Genomic DNA, 19,541 nt, shown 5'->3' on the forward strand with positions numbered 1-19,541 from the left:
CCATGATGGAATCTCAACCCGAAAAAAAAGTGAATCAATCTGGCGCTGACTATCTGCGCCAAATCCTTCGCGCACCTGTTTATGAAGTCGCAACAGTAACGCCGCTGCAAGAAATGCCTCGTTTATCTGCACGTATCGGGAATAACGTGCAGCTCAAGCGTGAAGACCGCCAACCCGTACACTCGTTCAAACTGCGCGGTGCCTACAACATGGTGGCAAGCCTAACTGAAGCACAGAAAGCCGCAGGCGTGATTGCAGCATCAGCTGGTAACCACGCTCAAGGCATGGCACTGTCTGGCACCAAGCTAGGTATCAAAACCACGATTGTTATGCCAAAGACAACGCCAGACATCAAAGTCGATGCGGTACGCAGTTTCGGTGGCAATGTGGTGCTGCACGGCAGCAACTTTGATGAAGCAAAAGCCGAAGCCGAACGCTTGTCAGAACAACACGGTTATACGTTCGTGCCTCCTTTCGACCACCCATTGGTGATCGCAGGCCAAGGCACCATCGGCATGGAAATGCTGCAGCAAAATGGTCATCTCGACTACATCTTCGTGCCGGTTGGAGGCGGTGGCTTGGCGGCTGGTGTAGCGGTTCTGGTCAAGCAACTGATGCCAGAAATCAAAGTCATCGCCGTCGAACCTGAAGACTCGTCTTGTCTGAAAGCGGCGCTTGATGCTGGTGAGCCAGTGGTACTCGACCAAGTCAGCATGTTTGCTGATGGTGTCGCGGTAAAACGCATCGGTGAAGAAACGTTCCGCTTGTGTCAGAAATACATTGATGGTCATGTGGCGGTTTCAAGCGATGAAATCTGCGCTGCCGTAAAAGACATTTTTGAGGATACTCGCGCGATTGCTGAACCATCCGGGGCGCTTGCGCTTGCTGGCTTGAAGAAGTTTGTTGAGCAAAACCAACTGGAAAACAAAAACCTTGCCACGGTGCTGTCTGGCGCAAATACCAACTTCCATGGTTTACGTTATGTTTCAGAGCGTTGTGAATTAGGTGAGAAGCGTGAAGGTCTATTGGCCGTGACGATTCCAGAACGCCAAGGCGCTTTCTTTGAATTCTGTAATCTGATTGGCGGCCGCGCTGTCACCGAGTTTAACTACCGTTACAACGATGATGAACTGGCGAATATCTTTGTTGGTGTACGCCTGCAAGGTGGTCAGGAAGAGCTGGATAACATCATTCGCGATCTACGCGAAGGTGGCTACCCAGTCGTTGATTTGTCCGACGATGAAATGGCCAAACTGCACATTCGTTACATGATCGGTGGCAAGCCCTCTAAACAGCTGAAAGAGCGTCTCTATAGCTTTGAATTTCCTGAGTATCCAGGCGCACTATTGAAGTTCTTAAGCACGCTTGGCACCCATTGGAACATCAGCCTATTCAACTACCGTAACCACGGTGCCGACTACGGACGCGTTCTATGTGGTTTCGAGTTAGATGAAAGCGATTTAGCCCAATTTTCAACGCATTTACGAGAACTTGGCTACCAATGTAAGGATGAAACCGATAATCCATCCTACAAGTTTTTCTTGTCTTAATTCGCCTTATCAACACCTCGCTGCAGCGAGGTGTTTTGTTTCCAATTTACGGTTTCATGGACCAAGTGATGAGCTAATACTGAGATCGGATGATTCTTTTGACTAACACTGCAACCAATCTTGATGCAACTGATTCGGTGATCCTAAATAATCCACCATCCATTGGATCAACTTATGATCGTCATCTTTATGCCATACCAAACAGCATCGGCTCAATGGCTTGTCATCTTGCAGCAGTTTCTCCACCAGCACACCTTCATGAATAAGTGGCATCGCAATATGACGCGGCATATACCCGACTCCAACGCCATTTTTTAAACATTCAATCGCACTGTACCAATTGGGCAATAATAAACGACGCTGCTTGGCATAGTGACCTGTGTGTCGTTTTGGCAGTACGTTCGATGTGTCATCCAGACAAATCGCGGGGAACTGGCTAACAAACTCTTCGGTGAGAACCTGCTGACGTACACAAGGATGAGCAGGCGACATGACAAACGCCCAATCCAACACACCCATGTCTTTCACTTCGAAGTCCCCACCGACCGGGACCGCTGACGTGGCTCCGACGACGATGTCTGCACGACCTTGAGCGATCGCCTCCCAAGAGCCGTTAAAGACTTCCATGTTGATTTGCAGTTCCGCAAATTCAAACTCTCGATAAAAATCTTCCACTAGCGGCTTGAGCTTTTCGAGCTTCACTACGTTATCCAGCGTCAGTTTCAGCGTTGTTTTCCAGCCGTGCGCAGCGCGACGAGTTTGTGCTTTCACCTCTTCCATCTGACGCAGTAACGAGCGAGCTTCAGCCATGAATAGCTCACCCGCTGGTGTTAATTCAACTTTTCTTGGTAAGCGGCGAAATAGCACGACGTCCAAATCCTGCTCTACCTGTCGCACGCCATAGCTGATCGCCGAAGGAACTTTGTGAAGCACTTCAGCAGCGGCCGTGAAACTGCCTAACCGAGCAACCGTATCGAGCATTTCCAATGATGCTTTGGAGAACATGATTTCTGACCTTTCAAAAAATTTGATTGATAACCAACAATTTTAGCGTTTTATTTTCTCAAAATCGAAAAATAGAATAATAAGGTAAATAAATCAGGGTTGGCGCCAACTGATATTGATTAAAAAATGATTAAATAATTTGATTGGTTGAATCATGAAAATATCAAAACTACAGCTCGTTTATCTTGCAGCTTTATCTATGCTTGGCTTTGTTGCCACTGACATGTACTTACCTGCGTTCAAAGCGATGGAAATCGACTTTGCTACAGGTCCCGAACAAATCGCACTTTCTCTGACCGTATTTCTTGTAGGTATGGCTTTTGGTCAGTTGATGTGGGGATTGGCATCGGATAAATTTGGTCACCGCAATACGCTGGCCGCAGGTCTGGTACTCTTTACCATTGCCTCATTCGGCTTAGCATTCTGCGATGAAGTTTGGCAGCTACTGACACTGCGCTTTGTGCAAGCAATCGGCGTGTGTGCTCCTGCGGTTATCTGGCAAGCGATGGTGATCAAGCGTTACTCCAGCAGTAGCCAGCAAATTTTTGCCACCATCATGCCGTTGGTGGCACTATCACCAGCACTTGCACCTCAACTGGGTGTGGTTTTAGCGGATAGCTTTGGTTGGCACAGTATTTTCATCGCGTTAACACTTGTTGGCGTGGTGCTCGTTGCAGCAACCATGGCACAAAAAAACGAACAAGCCGAAATCAAACAAACCAGCATGTCTGCGGATATTAAAGCGTTACTAGGTTCAAAAACTTACCTAGGTAACGTGTTTATGTTTGCAACCGCGTCGGCAGCGTTCTTTGCTTACCTTACTGGTATGCCAGAAATCATGGCGCAACTAGGCTATGAAGCCAAAGACATTGGTCTGAGCTTCATCCCTCAAACCATTGCGTTTATGGCTGGTGGCTATTTAGGTAAAGTCGGCGTACGTAAGTTTGGTGATGAGAAAGTATTACGCCAGTTAATCGGCCTGTTCAGCGTTGCTGCATTGTTGATTTTCGTCGCTTCACAGTGGGAGCTCACGTCAATCTGGCCAATTCTTGCGCCATTCTGTTTGATTGCCGTTGCAAATGGTGCGTTGTACCCAATCGTCGTAAACCGTGCCCTAGCTAGTGCACACCAAAGCCCAGCGACAGCAGCAGGCCTACAGAATAGTCTGCAAATCTGTGTGAGCAGCTTATCGAGCGCATTAGTTGCCGCGATGGCAAGCCAAGCTCAAATGGTTACGGGCGTGGCAATCGTCATTTGTATGGGTGGCTTGTGGATGGGTTACATTCTGTCGAATCGTGAACTCTCTAAGCATTTCACTACACCTGACAACGCTCGCGTCGTCAGCGAAGATGAACTTTAAGTCTGTACTTCAGTCCACCCGATCATAATAAGAGCCGCGTAAAGCGGCTCTTTTCATTTATAAACTTTTCAGTCCCCACTTCTGAGCAGTCTGCTTAAAGAAGCCTTGTGTTTTTTTTAACTCCACCCAGTGATTGATGTAGTTAATCCAGACTTGGTCGTCTTGAGGTAACAACATGGCGATTGGAGTCGGTCTGCGAGGTGCTTTAACAGGCACAATCGCCAACTGTTTGAACTTGTTCACCAGCGTCGCCGCTTCCACATTGGAAGTCACAGACACATCCGCTCTGCGAGCCAACAGCTCTTGGAAGTCTCGCGCGGGGGCTTCAATCACGATATGCTGCGCCGATGGGAAGAACTCTTTCACCATTTTTTCTTGTACCGTACCTAACGTCGCAGCCACTTTCACATCGGGTTTATTAAAATCCTCCCAATCAGAGAATTTGGCGAGGTCTTTTTTCTGCACCACTGGCACAAACGCCAAGTAGAAATAGGGTTGGCTATAACCAGCCACCTTCGCACGCGACATGTTTAAAGACGCACTGCCAGTGATGTCGTACTTGTTGGCCGTAATGCCATTAACCAGCGTTTTCCAATCGGTGGCAACGTACTCCACTTTGACACCCAAATCTTTAGCAAGCTCGGTTGTGACATCAATATCAAAACCACGATAACTGTTCGTGGCTGGATCTTTCATTGTCATTGGATTCCAGTCCCCAGTCGTCCCTACTCTCAACACGCCTTTATCCAGAATTTCTTGAAGACGGCTCTGAGCATGAACAACTTGAGTGACCATAAGCAGACATATTCCTAGCGCAAACAAAATCTTTTTCATTTTTATTCCCTTAAAAATAATGACCTTATACGGTTTAATTATTAACCTTTATTACAACCCCATTGATAACATAGCAGTAACAATGGAAGTTTTTTAGTTAATTCAGGGAGTAAATGTGACCTTTCGAACTCTATGGCTGATTTCGCTGCTGTTGTTAACGGGTTGCTCAGATTACCAATGGGGCTGGTATGTACTCGACCCGTCAACGGAACAAGGGATAACCAACCTAAAGTTTTTAGTCGCGGGGTTTAATGACACCATTCAAGTATCACTCTTGAGTATGTGTTTTGCCATGACACTTGGGCTGCTGATTGCGTTGCCTGCACTTTCTCGCTCACCAACGCTCAAATGGATGAATCGCATCTACGTTGAGGTGATCCGCTCAATCCCAGTATTGGTGTTGCTCTTATGGGTTTACTACGGCATGCCAGTGCTGCTCGATGTCTCTCTCAATCATTTTTGGGCGGGGGTAATTGCACTGACCATTGCTGAAAGTGCGTTTATGGCAGAAGTATTTCGCGGTGGGATTCAAGCGATCAACCGAGGTCAGCATGAAGCGGCAGAATCACTTGGTTTGAATTATTGGCAGAAGATGCGCTTGGTGATTCTTCCGCAAGCATTTCGACAAATTTTACCGCCGTTAGGGAATCAGTTTGTCTACATTCTCAAAATGAGCTCTCTGGTGAGCGTAATCGGTTTAAGTGACTTAACGAGACGTGCCAACGAGTTAGTGGTTAATGAGTACTTACCGTTAGAAATTTATACCTTCTTGGTTCTGGAGTACTTGTTACTCATTCTATTCGTTTCTCAAGCAGTACGTTGGTTGGAAAAGCGTATCGCGATTCCCAGTTACTGATACTTGCACTAAAAACGACAAAGCCGCTCTCACTGGAGCGGCTTTGAGAATTTAGCTTTTAAGCTCAGGTAAAGCTTACTTTTGCTTAACTGGACGTTGCCAACCAGTGATCTTACGCTCTTTAACGCGAGTGATCACTAACTCACCCTCTTCCACGTCTTTAGTCAATGTGGTACCAGCACCGATAGTGGCACCATCAGCAATAGTGACAGGTGCCACCAGCTGGCTATCAGAGCCAACAAACACGTCGTTACCAATGATGGTCTTGAACTTATTTGCGCCATCGTAGTTACACGTAATCGTGCCCGCACCAATATTAGTGCGTTGACCGATTTCCGCATCACCAAGGTAAGTCAGGTGGTTTGCTTTAGAGCCTTCACCAATGCGCGCGTTTTTCACTTCCACGAAGTTACCGACGTGCGCGTCGTTACGTAGCTCAGCACCAGGACGCAGGCGAGTGAATGGACCGACGGTACACTCTTCACCAACGGTTGCGCCTTCAATCACACTGTAAGGACGAACGATAGTATTATCGTCGATTTCACAATCTTTCAGAACACAACCAGTGCCGATAATGACGTTATCACCCAGCGATACGTTACCTTCAATGATCACGTTTGCATCAATTTCACAATCCATACCGCACTGAAGCTCACCGCGTAAGTCAAAACGCGCAGGGTCACGTAGCATCACACCTTGTTCAAGTAGTTTTTGTGCTTGCATAGATTGGAACGCGCGCTCTAGACGAGCAAGTTGAGCGCGATCATTAACACCTTCTACTTCAATGGCATTCACTGGGTGAACCGCTTCAACGGCACGCCCTTCGTCGTGCGCAGCAGCAATAACGTCTGTTAGGTAGTACTCACCTTGAGCATTGTTGTTGTTTAAGCCTGACAACCAACGCTTCAGATCACCACCAGTCGCAACCATTACGCCAGTGTTGATCTCTTTAATTTGCTTTTGTTCTTCGCTTGCGTCTTTTTGCTCAACGATAGCAACCACTGGACCATTTTTACGAATGATACGGCCGTAACCAGTCGGGTTATCGAGCATTACAGTAAGTAACGCGATGCCACCTGTTGGTTGTGCATCAAGTAGGTTTTCAATGGTTTCAGGAGAAATCAGTGGAACATCACCATAAAGAACTAGGATCTTTTCATCGTCTTCGAAACGTGGAGAAGCCTGATCCACCGCGTGGCCAGTACCAAGCTGATCCGCTTGAAGTACCCAGTTGACAGTCTCATCTGCAAGTGTGGTTTGCATTTGATCACCACCGTGACCAAAGACTAGGTGAATGTTTTGTGCGCCAAGGCCAGTACAAGTATCGATAACATGTTTAACCATTGGCTTCCCTGCCAAAGTGTGTAGCACTTTAGGCATATTTGAGTGCATACGAGTACCTTTACCCGCTGCAAGAATCACAGCACTGAACTTCATTGAGAACCTATAGACGTTTTCTGTTAATTGGCCGTTATTTTAAACAGCTCTTTTTGAATAGTTAATGGAATTAAGTAAATTTCCAACTAAAAATAATCAAAAAGGCGACCTTAAAGGTCGCCTTTTGTCATGCAACGTTGCTAATTGAGCTTAGCGACGCTTTTTGGTCAGCTCGATAACTCGAAGCTGAGCAATGGCTTTAGCCAGTTCGCTGGCCGCTTGTGCGAAGTCCATGTCACCATGCTGATTCTGGATTTTCTCCTCAGCGCGGCGCTTGGCTTCTTCTGCTTTCGCTGCGTCTAGATCTTCACCACGAATCGCTGTATCAGCCAATACTGTAGCAGTACCAGGCTGAACTTCGACCATACCACCAGAGACATAAATGAACTCTTCGTGGCCGTGCTGTTTCACAATACGCACCATACCAGGCTTAATAGCGGACAGCAGCGGAGTGTGGCCGTGGAAAATACCCAGCTCACCTTCGCTACCGGTCACCTGAAACGTTTCTACGCGACCAGAGAAAATACGTTTCTCAGCGCTCACTACGTCTAGGTGAAAGGTTATTGGTGCCATATCGCCTCCTAGTTAGCCTTATAGCTTCTTCGCATTCTCGATAGCATCGTCAATCGTACCGCAGTACATGAACGCTTGCTCTGGAATGTCATCGTACTCACCAGCTAGTAGACCTTTGAAGCCACGTAGAGTCTCTTTAAGAGGTACGTAAACACCAGGGTCGCCTGTAAATACTTCTGCTACGTGGTAAGGCTGAGTTAGGAAACGCTCAATCTTACGTGCACGAGATACAACTTGCTTATCTGATTCAGATAGCTCGTCCATACCTAGAATCGCAATGATGTCTTTCAGCTCTTTGTAGCGCTGAAGTGTCTGCTGAACGCCACGAGCGATGTCGTAGTGATCTTGACCAACAACTAGTGGGTCTAGCTGACGAGACGTAGAATCTAGTGGGTCGATCGCTGGGTATAGACCCATTGCTGCGATGTTACGGTTAAGTACAACCGTTGCATCCAAGTGCGCGAACGTTGTTGCTGGAGACGGGTCAGTCAAGTCATCCGCAGGTACGTATACCGCCTGTACAGACGTGATAGAACCTTGCTTAGTTGACGTGATACGCTCCTGTAGTACACCCATCTCTTCTGCAAGAGTTGGCTGGTAACCTACCGCTGAAGGCATACGACCTAGAAGTGCTGATACCTCAGTACCTGCAAGCGTGTAACGGTAGATGTTATCAACGAACAGTAGTACGTCACGACCTTCGTCACGGAAACGCTCTGCCATTGTTAGACCAGTCAGAGCAACACGTAGACGGTTGCCCGGTGGCTCGTTCATCTGACCGTAAACCATCGCTACTTTAGATTCTTCAGGATTCTCAACGTTTACAACGCCCGCTTCCTGCATCTCGAAGTAGAAATCGTTACCTTCACGAGTACGTTCACCAACACCAGCAAATACTGATAGACCTGAGTGTTGAAGTGCGATGTTGTTGATAAGTTCCATCATGTTAACGGTCTTACCTACACCAGCACCACCGAATAGACCGATTTTACCACCCTTAGCGAATGGACAAACCAAGTCGATTACTTTAACACCAGTTTCTAGAAGTGCTGTTTCGTTTGATTGCTCTTCGTAGCTTGGTGCTTCACGGTGGATAGAGTAAACCTCTTCTGCACCGATCTCACCACGCTCATCAATCGCGTCACCTAGGACGTTCATGATACGACCTAGAGTTTTAGTACCTACTGGTACTGAAATTGGAGCGCCAGTGTTAACCACTTCAACTCCACGACGTAAACCATCAGAGCTACCCATTACGATACAACGAACTACGCCACCGCCTAGCTGTTGTTGAACTTCAAGAACTAGACGCTCTTTTGAGTCCGTTACGTTTAGAGCGTCATATACACTAGGTACTTCGCTCTGTGGGAACTCTACGTCGACTACCGCACCGATGATCTGTACGATCTTACCTGTAGCCATCGTTAATCCTCTAAACTATTTCGTTTTACCTAAGCTTAAACCGCAGATGCACCACCAACGATTTCCGACAGTTCTTGTGTGATCGCTGCCTGACGGGCTTTGTTGTACACAAGTTCTAGATCTTCAATCAAGTTGGTTGCGTTATCCGTTGCAGCCTTCATCGCAATCATTCGAGCCGCTTGCTCACAAGCAAGGTTCTCAACCACACCTTGGTATACCTGAGACTCTACGTAACGCACTAATAGCGTATCCAGTAGAGGCTTTGGCTCAGGCTCATAGATGTAGTCCCATGAGTGCTCACGCTGCATCTCTTTGCTGTCCGATTTAGGCAAAGGTAGCAATTGATCGATCGTTGGTTGCTGAACCATAGTGTTCACAAACTTGTTGAACACTACGTATAGACGGTCCAGTTCACCTTCATCGTATTTCTTAAGCATTACGCCAACAGAACCGATTAGGTCTTCTAGGCTAGGGCTGTCGCCAAGGCCAGAAACCTGTGCCGCAACTTTTGCGCCACCATGTTTAAAGAAAGCTGTTGCTTTCGAGCCAATCACTGCCAGCTCAATTTCAGCGCCTTTCTCTTTCCATGTTTGGATGTCTGTAACGGCTTTTTTGAACACGTTGATGTTCAAACCACCACACAGACCACGGTCTGTCGAAACGATGATGTAACCAACACGTTTCGCTTCACGCTCTTCTAGGTACGGATGACGGTACTCTAAATTTGCGTTTGCCACGTGACCGATCACTTTACGCATTGTTTCAGCGTATGGACGAGAAGCTTCCATTGCATCTTGAGAGCGACGCATTTTTGAAGCAGCTACCATTTCCATCGCTTTCGTAATTTTCTGCGTGCTTTTAACACTACCGATTTTATTACGTATCTCTTTTGCGCCGGCCATCGTTACTCTCCGTTAGTTGGTGGCAGAAACTGCCACCGACCTAATTACCAAGTTTGGGTTGCTTTGAAGTCGTCAGTCAGTTTCTTCAACTGAGCTTCGATTTCATCGTTGTAAGCACCAGACTTGTCGATCTCAGCTGCTAATTCAGCGTATTGACCGCGAGCGTACGATAGTAGAGCCGCCTCGAAATCTAGAACTTTGTTCAGTTCTACATCATCAAGGTAACCGCGCTCTGCCGCGAAGATAACTAGTGCTTGGTCAAATACAGACATTGGAGCGTACTGCTTCTGCTTCATTAGTTCTGTAACTTTTTGACCATGGTCTAGCTGTTTCTTCGTTGCTTCATCAAGGTCAGAAGAGAACTGAGCAAATGCTGCTAGTTCGCGGTATGCAGCTAGTGCTGTACGAATACCACCTGATAGTTTCTTGATGATTTTTGTCTGAGCTGAACCACCTACACGAGATACTGAGATACCTGGGTCAACCGCTGGACGTACACCTGCGTTGAATAGCTCAGTTTGTAGGAAGATCTGACCATCGGTAATCGAGATTACGTTAGTCGGTACGAATGCTGAAACGTCACCTGCTTGAGTTTCGATGATAGGAAGAGCAGTCAAAGAACCAGTCTTACCTTTCACTTCACCGTTAGTGAAACGCTCTACGTACTCTTCGTTTACACGAGCTGCACGCTCTAGTAGACGTGAGTGTAAGTAGAATACGTCACCTGGGAATGCCTCACGGCCTGGTGGACGTTTTAGTAGTAGAGAGATCTGACGGTAAGCTACCGCTTGTTTAGATAGATCATCGTAAACAATCAGTGCGTCTTCGCCGCGATCGCGGAAGTATTCGCCCATCGCACAACCTGCATATGGCGCTAGGTATTGTAGCGCTGCAGATTCAGAAGCAGATGCAACAACAACGATAGTGTTTGCTAGCGCGCCGTGCTCTTCTAGTTTGCGAACTACGTTAGCGATAGTCGATGCTTTCTGACCGATTGCTACGTAGATTGAGAAAATACCAGAGTTTTTCTGGTTGATGATCGCATCGATCGCCATTGCTGTTTTACCAGTCTGACGGTCACCGATTACAAGCTCACGCTGACCACGACCGATTGGGATCATTGAGTCAACTGATTTGTAGCCAGTTTGTACAGGTTGGTCTACCGATTTACGGTCGATTACACCTGGTGCGATCACTTCTACAGGTGAAGTCAATTTCGCTTCGATTGGACCTTTACCATCGATAGGCTCACCCAGCGTGTTTACTACGCGGCCTAGTAGTTCTGGACCAACTGGCACTTCAAGAATGCGGCCAGTACCTGTAACTTTCATGCCTTCCTTAAGGTCAGCATATGGGCCCATTACTACCGCACCAACCGAGTCACGCTCAAGGTTAAGTGCCAGTGCATAACGGCCACCCGGTAATTCAATCATTTCACCTTGCATCACGTCCGCTAGGCCGTGGATGCGGATGATACCATCGCTTACCGATACGATAGTACCCTCGTTGCGAGCTTCACTAACAACTTCGAAAGATTCGATACGCTGTTTGATCAGATCGCTAATTTCCGTGGAATTAAGTTGCATGCTCCAATCCCCATTAAGACTGCAATGCATCGCTCAGGCGGTTCAAACGACCACGCGCTGAGTCATCGATGACTAGGTCTCCGGCTCGAATAATAACCCCACCAAGTAGGGTCTCATCTACACTGCAATTCAGCTTCACTTTGCGTTCAAGACGCGCTTCAAGTTTGCTGCCAATATTTGCAAGTTGTTCATCAGAAAGCTCTGATGCTGAAATGACTTCAACATCGATTTCTTTCTCATGCTCTTTCTTCAGAATGAAGAATTGCTCACAAACATCAGGAAGGGCCGCTAAACGACCATTCTCAGCCATAACCTTAAGAAGGTTTTGACCGTGCGCATCAACTTGTTCGCCACAAACTGCAACAAAGATTTCTGCCATTTTTTCAGCAGAGAATGAACTGGTTAGAAGCTCATTCATTTGTTCGTTTTTGGCAACTTCAGCAGCAAAAGACAGCATTTGACCCCATTGGTCTAGCTGGCCCTTATCTACCGCAAAGTCGAAGGCTGCTTTAGCATAGGGGCGTGCGATTGTAGTCAAATCAGACATATGCGCCCCCAGACTTAAAGTTTTGCAGTAATGTTGTCGAGAATATCTTTTTGCGCATCTTTATCGATTGTACGCTCAAGGATTTTCTCAGCACCAGCTACAGCCAGAGTAGCAACTTGTTTGCGCAGCTCATCGCGTGCACGATTACGTTCAGCTTCAAGTTCTGCTTCCGCTTGCGCTAGGATTTTCTGGCGTTCTGCCTGAGCTTCCTCGCGAGCTTCATCAATAATTTGAGACTTACGCTTGTTCGCTTGTTCGATGATCTCAGTTGCTGTGCGCTTCGCTTCTTTCAACTGATCAGAAGCGTTGGCTTGTGCTAGATCCAAGTCTTTAGCAGCACGTTCAGCTGCTTGAAGACCATCAGCAATTTTTTTCTGACGTTCTTCAATCGCTTGCATCAATGGTGGCCATACATACTTCATGCAGAACCACACAAATAGTGCGAACGAGATTGCTTGACCTAGCAGAGTTGCGTTTATGTTCACAACAGCTACCCCTCTATTTGGACTTAGTGTTAATCAGTGACAAGCTAAAGCTTGTCCCGAGTTAAAGGTGATTAACCTAGTTGACCAACGAATGGGTTTGCAAATGTGAATAGTAGCGCGATTACGATACCGATCATTGGAACCGCATCAAGTAGACCTGCGATGATGAACATCTTAACTTGTAGCATAGGAGCCATTTCTGGTTGACGTGCTGCACCTTCTAGGAATTTACCACCTAGTAGTGCGAAACCAATCGCTGTACCAAGAGAAGCAAGACCGACGATAATACCTACGGCGATTGCAGAAAAGCTCAGTAAAGTTTCCATTACTATCTCCAATTTATAGTTGTTGGCTTAGTGCCCAAATAAAAAGCTTAAAAAATTAATGATCAGAGTCTTCGTGTGCCATTGACAGGTAAACAATTGTCAACATCATAAATACGAAGGCTTGAATCGTAATAACCAAGATATGGAAGATTGCCCACGGTAGTGAACCCATCCATTGTAAGTACCATGGTAGCATTGCCGCACAAAGAATGAATACAACCTCACCCGCAAACATGTTACCGAATAGACGCATACCAAGTGAAAGAGGTTTCGCAAGTAGCGATACCACTTCGATCAGTAGGTTAAACGGAATCATCAGTGGGTGATTGAATGGATGTAGTGCAAGTTCTTTTGCGAATCCACCTAGACCTTTCACTTTGATGCTGTAGTAGATCATCAATGCGAAAACGCCTAGAGCCATAGCCATGGTGATATTCACATCAGCAGAAGGTACGACCTTAAGGTAAGGAATACCTAGCCAATGCTCTGCTGGGTATGGTAAGAAGTCGATCGGGACTAAGTCCATCACGTTCATCAAAAATACCCAACAAAAGATAGTCAGTGCTAAAGGCGCGATCAGTGGGTTGCGTCCATGGAACGTGTCTTTGACGTTATCGGCGACAAATTCAACGATCATTTCTACAGCACACTGAAGCTTACCCGGTACACCCGCTGTTGTTCTCTTTGCTACTTTGTAAAAAATTCCGAGGAAGATTAAACCAGTAAACCAAGAAAAAAACAGGCTATCGATATGTACGTTCCAGAAACTTGTCTCCGACCCTACTAAGCCTAACTTATACAGCGATAGGTTAGAAAGGTGGTGGGCAATGTATCCGGACGATGTTAGCGCTTCACCTGGCGCAGCCATAACTCATCCTATTTTTTGTTGTTAATGAATAGCACTGGTGCACAGATATTAATACCTAGTACCAGCAAATAGGTTAGTTTGAGGGGAACGAGTTCCACCTGCATATACATGTAGGCAACGTAGAACAGTGCAACCGTGATGAGAATTTTCAGTACTTCGCCCGTGTAGAAGGACGCAGCGATGCGCTTGGCAGCGCGAGCCCCACTAAACATAAAAGCACATAGCGCGAATACTGCATTGGCGACAACAAAGATGCCACCACCAATCAACGCTGAAATTCCCCATTCAGGATTTACGGCTACCGCCATTCCTGCTGCCACAAAAATAACCGCGCCAGACTGGATCATTAACAATTGCCTTGCGAGCTCTCGTCCTGGTCTAGCTAACGCAGCTACCATGTATTCGTACCTCTAGTAATATCCACTTCGCACTAATTCTCTATGTGCAGGGAAATTGGCGAAAATTATACGTTCAGTCGGAGTTAATGCAATTATATTGCATCAAAAACTTACAGTTTTGTTTACAAAACGACAACTTTCGCACAAAATTCGATTAATTAGATTAATTGACCTAAATCAATTATCTCATCTAGGCCTCTAGCTTGGCAATTAGTTGATCTAATTTGTGAGGCTCATCAATACTTATCGTCAACTTCGCTTTTCCGTTTGCAGAACGGCTTAAGGAAACCTTCGCATCAAGTAGTTGACTCAATTTATGCGACATTTGCTCGGCTTCGGTATCTTCTTGTTGAGCTTTTTGCTCATTTTGTGGGGCTAAGCACTTTTTTACTAACTGTTCGGTTTGTCGAACCGTCATTTGCTTTTTTGCCACCATTTGAGCCACTTCGACTTGCTGTTCACCTTCCAGTGCCAGCAGCGCACGAGCATGACCCATTTCAAGTTGTTTCTCCGCCACCAAGCGTTTGACGTCGGCATCCAATTGGTTGAGACGCAACAAGTTACTCACGGTAGTTCTTGACTTACCAATCACATCCGCCACTTGTTGATGCGTTAGCGAGAACTCATCTTGCAGGCGCTCCAATGCTTGCGCCTCTTCAATCACATTCAAGTCTTCACGCTGAATGTTTTCGATCAAAGCCATAGCAATAGCTGCGCGGTCTTCAACTTTCTTAACCAAGCAAGGCACGCGTTTCAAGCCTGCTTGTTTAGCGGCACGCCAGCGACGTTCGCCAGCGATGATCTCAAACTGTCCGCCAACAACCTGACGAACCACGATCGGCTGGATAATGCCTTGCGATTGAATAGAAGCCGCTAATTCTTCAAGCGCTTCAGGTGCCATATCTTTACGCGGTTGGTAGATCCCCGGCTGCAATTGGCCAATGGCTAATTCAGTGAGTTCACCGTCTGCTGACAAGGCTTGGCTTTGCGATGCAATTTGCTGTTTTTCACGAGCAAACGAACTGGTCGACAACAACGCATCCAGTCCTTTTCCTAGACCACGCTTAGACATGGATTGAATTCCTTAGGTTAGAGTTAAACTGGGATTTCTTCGCGGCGGAGCATTTCGCCCGCTAGAGCAAGATACGCTTTGGCGCCGGCTGAGTACTTGTCGTAGTACATAGCTGGTTTACCGTGACTTGGGGCTTCTGCCAAACGCACATTACGCGGGATGACAGTACGGTAGACTTTATTGCCAAAGTGCTTTTTAAGTTGGTCGGATACTTCATTAGACAGGCGGTTGCGCGGGTCGTACATCGTACGCAGTAAACCTTCAATCTTGAGGTTTTCGTTTACCACAGCCGCTAACTTGCTGATCGTATCCATAAGAGCAGTTAAACCTTCTAACGCAAAGTATTCACATTGCATCGGCACCAGCACAGAGTCGGCTGCAGCCATAGCATTGATTGTAAGAAGGTTTAGAGAAGGAGGACAATCAATAAAGATGAAATCATAGTTATCGCGAACTGTCGACAGTGCGTTTTTCAAACGAACTTCTCGCGCGAACACTTCCATCAATTTGATCTCAGCTGCCGTTACGTCTCCGTTGGCAGCAATTAGATCGTACTTCCCTGTCGTTTGAGTACAGACCACTTGATCAAATGGGGTTTCCTCCACCAAAAGATCGTATGCGGTGGCGTCAACCATGTATTTGTCGACACCACTGGCCATCGTAGCATTGCCTTGAGGGTCGAGATCGATCACCAAAACCTTGCGCTTTGTTGCCGCCATCGAAGCCGCTAAGTTAATGCACGTTGTTGTTTTGCCGACCCCACCTTTCTGGTTGGCGATTGCTACAATTTTACCCACGACTACCTCGCTAATTTTCCTTGCGCGATAAGATTACTAGATGACGATCGCCTTCCAACTCAGGAACAGCTAAAGATATGATCTCGGTCACACTACACCATTCAGGAAGCAGATCCATTTCATCTTTAGGGTGCTGTCCTTTCAACGCAAGAAAGACGCCGTTTTGTTCTTTCGGCAAATGGTGGCACCATTCCACCATGTCCGTCATTGAAGCAAAAGCTCGACTCAAAACGCCATCAAATTTTTCTTCCGGTTGGAATTCTTCGACGCGACTTTGAATTGGTGTCACGTTTTTCAAACCTAACGTGTGGACAACTTGCTTGATAAAACGGATGCGCTTACCGAGGCTATCGAGCAGAAAGAACGTTTTCTCCGGATGCATGATCGCCAAAGGAATACCTGGCAATCCTGGGCCAGTGCCCACATCGATAAAACGTTCACCTTGCAGATGCGTGCCGACCACGATGCTATCAAGGATATGTTTCACTAACATCTCTAGAGGATCGCGAACCGAAGTTAGGTTGTACGCTTTGTTCCATTTATCGAGCAGCTCGACGTAACCGACTAACTGCTCTCGTTGTTTTTCTGAAACGTCTAAATCGGTCTGTGCAATCAGTGAATCAAGCTTGGTTCGTAGTGCACTCATTACTCTTCCTCGCCTTTTTTCAGCAAGCCGTGCTTCTTCAGATGCACAAGAAGAATTGAAATCGCAGCAGGTGTAATGCCGGAAATACGCGAAGCAATGCCAATACTTTCCGGTTTGGCTTCGCTCAGTTTCGCAACCACTTCGTTCGACAAACCTTTTACGTCTTTGTAATCCAAATCCGCAGGCAGTTTTGTGTGTTCGTGGCGAAGTGATTTTTCGATCTCTTCTTGCTGACGCTTGATGTAACCGTCGTATTTCACCTGAATTTCTACTTGTTCTGCCGCTTGTTGATCTTCAAGAGCAGGAGCAAAGGCATCAAGTTGAGTCAATTGTGAGTATGAGATCTCTGGACGACGCAAAAGATCCTCACCACTTGCTTCACGCGCCATTGGCGTTTTCAGCAGTTGGTTCAGTTCATCAATGCCCGCCGAGTTTGGGTTTACCCAAGTAGACTTCAGACGCTGACGCTCGGTTTCCATGTTCTCGATTTTTTCGTTGAAACGCGCCCAACGCACATCATCAATCAAGCCAAGTTCACGAGCTTTTTCTGTCAAACGAAGGTCGGCGTTGTCTTCTCGAAGCAATAGGCGGTATTCCGCGCGAGAAGTGAACATGCGGTACGGTTCTTTGGTACCCATGGTCGACAAATCATCAATCAGAACGCCCATGTATGCTTGGTCACGGCGCGGGCTCCAGCCTTCTTTGCCTTGGCTGTACAAGCTTGCGTTCAAGCCCGCCATTAAGCCTTGTGCCGCAGCTTCTTCGTAGCCTGTTGTACCGTTGATTTGGCCAGCAAAGAATAGACCACTGATGAATTTAGTCTCGTAAGTTTGCTTCAAATCACGTGGATCGAAGAAATCGTACTCAATCGCGTAACCAGGACGAACAATGTGTGCGTTCTCGAAGCCTTTCATTGAACGAACGATTTGAACTTGAACATCAAACGGCAAGCTGGTGGAGATACCATTCGGGTATAACTCGTGCGTGGTAAGACCTTCAGGTTCAATGAAAATTTGGTGGCTGTTCTTATCCGCAAAGCGCATCACTTTGTCTTCGATAGACGGACAGTAACGCGGGCCAATGCCTTCGATCACACCTGCGTACATTGGGCTACGATCTAAGTTATTGCGGATCACTTCATGAGTTTGTTCATTGGTATGCGTAATGAAACAAGGAATTTGACGCGGATGGTGTTCGCGCTTACCCATGAATGAGAAAACTGGTGTTGGGTTGTCACCGTGTTGCGCTTCTAGCACTGAGAAATCAACAGTGCGAGCATCAATACGTGGTGGTGTCCCCGTTTTTAGACGATCCACTCGGAATGGCAACTCACGTAAGCGATCCGCCAATGCGATCGATGGTGGATCCCCAGCGCGACCGCCTGAAGAACTTTCCATACCAATGTGGATCTTACCACCCAGGAAGGTACCTACGGTCAGCACAACCGCTTTGGCATGGAACTTAAGGCCCATTTGAGTCACAACGCCAACAACGCGATCTTGTTCAACAATCAGATCATCAACCGATTGCTGGAACAGGGTTAGGTTTGGCGCGTTTTCTAATGTGTTGCGTACGTACGCTTTGTACAGAGCGCGATCGGCTTGAGCTCGAGTAGCTCGTACTGCAGGACCTTTCGAAGCATTTAGTGTACGAAATTGAATACCTGCATGGTCGATAGCTTCTGCCATCAAACCGCCCATAGCATCCACTTCTTTTACTAAGTGGCCTTTACCGATACCACCAATCGCCGGATTACAAGACATCTGGCCTAATGTATCGATGTTATGGGTAAGGAGAAGAGTTTTTTGTCCTGTGCGTGCAGATGCGAGCGCGGCTTCCGTTCCTGCGTGTCCGCCACCGACAACAATGACGTCAAAGTTTTCGTGATAAAGCATGAACTGACCTCAGGTATTCAAAGGATTTAATGGACAGATAAAGGAGCAGTATTTTACCTGCTTTATGCCAGAGAGAAAATCGTTTTCTCGTTTTTCCGTTTTAGGCTTCAAGATAAATATATATAAGATCTATATATATGATCTTTTATTGGATCTATTATTAGGATCGACTACTTCTGTGGATAAGTGAAAAATGATCAACAAGATCATGGATCTTCTTTGGATCATATCTTGTGATCATGGTTGGATCTGATCGAGGATTACCTGGGATCAAAAATGGGGTTTATACACAGGGGCTAAAATAGATCAAAGTTGTTATTTGGATAACTAAAGGAAAACCACTGGATCTTACCTGACTTATCCACAGATGGTTTGGGTGTTTTTTGTTCAGTTGAAAAGATTTTTTCTACGGAAGGTTATTCACAGAGGGAAAATCAGAGCCGCATCGCGACTCTGTAGGAGATGAATCTGGGGTTAAAAGCGCTCGATATTTTCTTTTAACCATGCTTCTGCAGCATCTTCTGGGACGTCATGAGCCAGTACATCAATCAACAAGCAATCTGCAATCGGCGTTGCGCCAATATCTTCTAACAAGTTGTAAGCGTGCTTACCGGCAGCGCAGAACGTATCGTAGCTCGAATCACCAATCGCAATGACTGCAAACTTTACGTCGGCCATCTTAGGTGGCGTATTTTGCAATGCTGCGATGAAAGGTTGAATATTGTCTGGATATTCCCCCGCACCGTGGGTGGAGGTGATCACAAGCCAAGTCCCTTGGTTATCGATCTCGTCTAATGACGGTTGGTTGTGGATCGTGGTTTCAAATCCTTGTTCAACGAGCAGATCGCTCAGGTGATCACCGACGTATTCCGCACCACCAAGAGTGCTACCTGTAATAATGTGGATCATACTTCTTCCTTTTGAATGCAATGGACACGATGTGAGTCGCGAATGGATGTGTCCATATAAAAAGAAACGCGGC

20 protein-coding genes are annotated in these 19,541 nt (G+C 46.6%); 3 read left to right on the top strand and 17 right to left on the bottom strand.

From position 1 onward, the window contains the following. The first annotated feature begins 2 nt into the window (after positions 1 to 2). Entirely contained in the window at positions 3 to 1,550 is a 1,548-nt protein-coding gene (gene ilvA, locus NL646_RS21480) for a threonine ammonia-lyase, biosynthetic (protein WP_253664672.1), read from the top strand. A gap of 102 nt (positions 1,551 to 1,652) precedes the next feature. Here ilvA and punR read toward each other — a convergent pair whose 3' ends face one another. Continuing rightward, the gene (gene punR / locus NL646_RS21485) at positions 1,653 to 2,555 is read right to left on the bottom strand and encodes a DNA-binding transcriptional activator PunR (RefSeq protein ID WP_140303003.1); all 903 of its coding nucleotides are present in this window, start codon (positions 2,553 to 2,555) and stop codon (positions 1,653 to 1,655) included. A 154-nt stretch (positions 2,556 to 2,709) separates the two neighbouring features. Between punR and punC the strand changes: the two genes are divergently transcribed. Further along, positions 2,710 to 3,915 (top strand): purine nucleoside transporter PunC, encoded by a 1,206-nt coding sequence (gene punC, locus NL646_RS21490; protein ID WP_025499525.1) that lies wholly within the window; start codon positions 2,710 to 2,712, stop codon positions 3,913 to 3,915. 57 nt (positions 3,916 to 3,972) lie between these two features. Here punC and NL646_RS21495 read toward each other — a convergent pair whose 3' ends face one another. Then, positions 3,973 to 4,749 (bottom strand): transporter substrate-binding domain-containing protein, encoded by a 777-nt coding sequence (locus NL646_RS21495; protein WP_253664673.1) that lies wholly within the window; start codon positions 4,747 to 4,749, stop codon positions 3,973 to 3,975. 115 nt (positions 4,750 to 4,864) lie between these two features. Here NL646_RS21495 and NL646_RS21500 point away from each other — a divergent pair, with 115 nt between their 5' ends. Continuing rightward, positions 4,865 to 5,605 (top strand): amino acid ABC transporter permease, encoded by a 741-nt coding sequence (locus NL646_RS21500; protein ID WP_069515135.1) that lies wholly within the window; start codon positions 4,865 to 4,867, stop codon positions 5,603 to 5,605. A gap of 75 nt (positions 5,606 to 5,680) precedes the next feature. Here NL646_RS21500 and glmU read toward each other — a convergent pair whose 3' ends face one another. From glmU to mioC, 15 genes are all read right to left on the bottom strand, one after another. Continuing rightward, positions 5,681 to 7,042: a bifunctional UDP-N-acetylglucosamine diphosphorylase/glucosamine-1-phosphate N-acetyltransferase GlmU gene (gene glmU, locus NL646_RS21505; protein ID WP_005497454.1), complete on the bottom strand. Its 1,362-nt coding sequence runs from the start codon at positions 7,040 to 7,042 to the stop codon at positions 5,681 to 5,683. A 150-nt stretch (positions 7,043 to 7,192) separates the two neighbouring features. Beyond that, positions 7,193 to 7,615, bottom strand: a complete 423-nt coding sequence (locus tag NL646_RS21510) for a F0F1 ATP synthase subunit epsilon (protein WP_005456027.1) — start codon at positions 7,613 to 7,615, stop codon at positions 7,193 to 7,195. Positions 7,616 to 7,633: 18 nt separating this feature from the next. Continuing rightward, the gene (gene atpD / locus NL646_RS21515) at positions 7,634 to 9,037 is read right to left on the bottom strand and encodes a F0F1 ATP synthase subunit beta (protein ID WP_005481178.1); all 1,404 of its coding nucleotides are present in this window, start codon (positions 9,035 to 9,037) and stop codon (positions 7,634 to 7,636) included. Between the two features lie 35 nt (positions 9,038 to 9,072). After that, positions 9,073 to 9,939 (bottom strand): F0F1 ATP synthase subunit gamma, encoded by an 867-nt coding sequence (atpG, locus tag NL646_RS21520; protein ID WP_005457304.1) that lies wholly within the window; start codon positions 9,937 to 9,939, stop codon positions 9,073 to 9,075. Positions 9,940 to 9,983: 44 nt separating this feature from the next. Beyond that, positions 9,984 to 11,525 (bottom strand): F0F1 ATP synthase subunit alpha, encoded by a 1,542-nt coding sequence (gene atpA / locus NL646_RS21525; RefSeq protein WP_005457301.1) that lies wholly within the window; start codon positions 11,523 to 11,525, stop codon positions 9,984 to 9,986. Positions 11,526 to 11,538: 13 nt separating this feature from the next. Next, complete coding sequence (gene atpH, locus NL646_RS21530; RefSeq protein WP_005481164.1) at positions 11,539 to 12,072, bottom strand: F0F1 ATP synthase subunit delta; 534 nt, start codon at positions 12,070 to 12,072, stop codon at positions 11,539 to 11,541. Positions 12,073 to 12,086: 14 nt separating this feature from the next. After that, a complete protein-coding gene (atpF, locus tag NL646_RS21535; protein ID WP_005458451.1) occupies positions 12,087 to 12,557 on the bottom strand; it encodes a F0F1 ATP synthase subunit B in 471 nt (156 codons plus the stop codon). 71 nt (positions 12,558 to 12,628) lie between these two features. Continuing rightward, positions 12,629 to 12,883, bottom strand: a complete 255-nt coding sequence (atpE, locus tag NL646_RS21540; RefSeq protein ID WP_002540812.1) for a F0F1 ATP synthase subunit C — start codon at positions 12,881 to 12,883, stop codon at positions 12,629 to 12,631. A gap of 55 nt (positions 12,884 to 12,938) precedes the next feature. Further along, positions 12,939 to 13,751, bottom strand: a complete 813-nt coding sequence (atpB, locus tag NL646_RS21545) for a F0F1 ATP synthase subunit A (protein WP_005458499.1) — start codon at positions 13,749 to 13,751, stop codon at positions 12,939 to 12,941. An 8-nt stretch (positions 13,752 to 13,759) separates the two neighbouring features. Beyond that, positions 13,760 to 14,149 (bottom strand): F0F1 ATP synthase subunit I, encoded by a 390-nt coding sequence (locus NL646_RS21550; RefSeq protein ID WP_005458481.1) that lies wholly within the window; start codon positions 14,147 to 14,149, stop codon positions 13,760 to 13,762. Positions 14,150 to 14,339: 190 nt separating this feature from the next. Continuing rightward, complete coding sequence (locus NL646_RS21555) at positions 14,340 to 15,221, bottom strand: ParB/RepB/Spo0J family partition protein (RefSeq protein WP_005458443.1); 882 nt, start codon at positions 15,219 to 15,221, stop codon at positions 14,340 to 14,342. Between the two features lie 23 nt (positions 15,222 to 15,244). After that, positions 15,245 to 16,018 carry a ParA family protein gene (locus NL646_RS21560; protein ID WP_005458453.1) on the bottom strand — a complete coding sequence of 258 codons (774 nt, stop codon included), beginning with the start codon at positions 16,016 to 16,018 and terminating at the stop codon, positions 15,245 to 15,247. 10 nt (positions 16,019 to 16,028) lie between these two features. After that, entirely contained in the window at positions 16,029 to 16,664 is a 636-nt protein-coding gene (rsmG, locus tag NL646_RS21565) for a 16S rRNA (guanine(527)-N(7))-methyltransferase RsmG (protein WP_021449045.1), read from the bottom strand. Continuing rightward, positions 16,664 to 18,559, bottom strand: coding sequence for a tRNA uridine-5-carboxymethylaminomethyl(34) synthesis enzyme MnmG (mnmG, locus tag NL646_RS21570; RefSeq protein ID WP_253664674.1), 1,896 nt, complete (start codon positions 18,557 to 18,559; stop codon positions 16,664 to 16,666). Before mnmG ends, rsmG begins: the two co-directional genes overlap by 1 nt. Before the next feature lie 474 nt (positions 18,560 to 19,033). Beyond that, positions 19,034 to 19,468, bottom strand: a complete 435-nt coding sequence (mioC, locus tag NL646_RS21575) for an FMN-binding protein MioC (protein ID WP_005458506.1) — start codon at positions 19,466 to 19,468, stop codon at positions 19,034 to 19,036. Positions 19,469 to 19,541: the final 73 nt, after the last annotated feature.

Origin of the sequence: Vibrio sp. Y20_XG_PY13 (genome assembly GCF_024181925.1) — a bacterium.
Taxonomy (GTDB): Bacteria; Pseudomonadota; Gammaproteobacteria; order Enterobacterales; family Vibrionaceae; genus Vibrio; species Vibrio parahaemolyticus.

Bases quoted from the DNA above. Each gene is read 5' to 3' on its own strand.
- NL646_RS21555 (WP_005458443.1), bottom strand. From the start codon at position 15,221: ATGTCTAAGCGTGGTCTAGGAAAAGGACTGGATGCGTTGTTGTCGACC.
- atpE (WP_002540812.1), bottom strand. From the start codon at position 12,883: ATGGAAACTTTACTGAGCTTTTCTGCAATCGCCGTAGGTATTATCGTC.
- punC (WP_025499525.1), top strand. From the start codon at position 2,710: ATGAAAATATCAAAACTACAGCTCGTTTATCTTGCAGCTTTATCTATG.
- NL646_RS21510 (WP_005456027.1), bottom strand. From the start codon at position 7,615: ATGGCACCAATAACCTTTCACCTAGACGTAGTGAGCGCTGAGAAACGT.
- rsmG (WP_021449045.1), bottom strand. From the start codon at position 16,664: ATGAGTGCACTACGAACCAAGCTTGATTCACTGATTGCACAGACCGAT.
- atpD (WP_005481178.1), bottom strand. From the start codon at position 9,037: ATGGCTACAGGTAAGATCGTACAGATCATCGGTGCGGTAGTCGACGTA.
- atpA (WP_005457301.1), bottom strand. From the start codon at position 11,525: ATGCAACTTAATTCCACGGAAATTAGCGATCTGATCAAACAGCGTATC.
- atpH (WP_005481164.1), bottom strand. From the start codon at position 12,072: ATGTCTGATTTGACTACAATCGCACGCCCCTATGCTAAAGCAGCCTTC.
- NL646_RS21550 (WP_005458481.1), bottom strand. From the start codon at position 14,149: ATGGTAGCTGCGTTAGCTAGACCAGGACGAGAGCTCGCAAGGCAATTG.
- punR (WP_140303003.1), bottom strand. From the start codon at position 2,555: ATGTTCTCCAAAGCATCATTGGAAATGCTCGATACGGTTGCTCGGTTA.
- mnmG (WP_253664674.1), bottom strand. From the start codon at position 18,559: ATGCTTTATCACGAAAACTTTGACGTCATTGTTGTCGGTGGCGGACAC.
- ilvA (WP_253664672.1), top strand. From the start codon at position 3: ATGATGGAATCTCAACCCGAAAAAAAAGTGAATCAATCTGGCGCTGAC.
- NL646_RS21495 (WP_253664673.1), bottom strand. From the start codon at position 4,749: ATGAAAAAGATTTTGTTTGCGCTAGGAATATGTCTGCTTATGGTCACT.
- atpG (WP_005457304.1), bottom strand. From the start codon at position 9,939: ATGGCCGGCGCAAAAGAGATACGTAATAAAATCGGTAGTGTTAAAAGC.
- mioC (WP_005458506.1), bottom strand. From the start codon at position 19,468: ATGATCCACATTATTACAGGTAGCACTCTTGGTGGTGCGGAATACGTC.
- glmU (WP_005497454.1), bottom strand. From the start codon at position 7,042: ATGAAGTTCAGTGCTGTGATTCTTGCAGCGGGTAAAGGTACTCGTATG.
- atpB (WP_005458499.1), bottom strand. From the start codon at position 13,751: ATGGCTGCGCCAGGTGAAGCGCTAACATCGTCCGGATACATTGCCCAC.